Genomic DNA, 648 nt, shown 5'->3' on the forward strand with positions numbered 1-648 from the left:
GTTCCTTCCATTATACCTTCTCCTTAGTTATTATAACAAGCTTCATCAAAAAGAAACACGTATAATCAAAAAACGCGCATCCCAATTTATAGGACTACGCATGTTTTTGAATCCCTGTATATTTCATAATTTGTCTAAATAAGCAATCCCAATCTTGGGTGCGGGCGATGTTTCGGCGCATTTCTTTATAGGTCTCGTCTCCGTTTTGTCCGAGAACTNTNTCACAAGCGGCTATAAAATCAATCGGATGATCGCCCTCTACCTATTCGTATACATAAGGCTTTTGCATTTTTGAGGTTGACGGAAGATTAGTGCCTACAACAGGTTTTCCTGCCGCTAAAAATTCAAATAGTTTCAGCGGAAACACAGCTTGGTTATACGGTGATTGTTTATATGGCATGATGCCAATGTCGATAAGCTCCATAAAATGAGGCACTTCTTTTGGATCTGCCGGACCGGTCCATATAACATTGGGAAGTCTCAGCAGCTCTTGAAACGAAACGTCACCATTGGTGGCATCCGGGCCAACCCATAAAAATGTCCAATCAGGCTTTTGCAGAGCGGCGGCTTCAATCATTTTAAAATCGAGCTTCGGTTTAATCCCGCCAATAAAGCCTAACACCGTTCCTTCTCTACCCTGCAGTATAC

At 42.1% G+C, this 648-nt stretch carries 1 pseudogene; it reads right to left on the reverse strand.

The annotated features are described in order from the left end of the window. Window positions 1–94: 94 nt before the first annotated feature. Window positions 95–648 (reverse strand): annotated as a pseudogene (locus RVS70_RS21745) (glycosyltransferase); the annotation flags it as partial.

This window comes from Virgibacillus sp. M23, assembly GCF_034190895.1.
GTDB lineage: Bacteria > Bacillota > Bacilli > Bacillales > Amphibacillaceae > Virgibacillus > Virgibacillus salarius.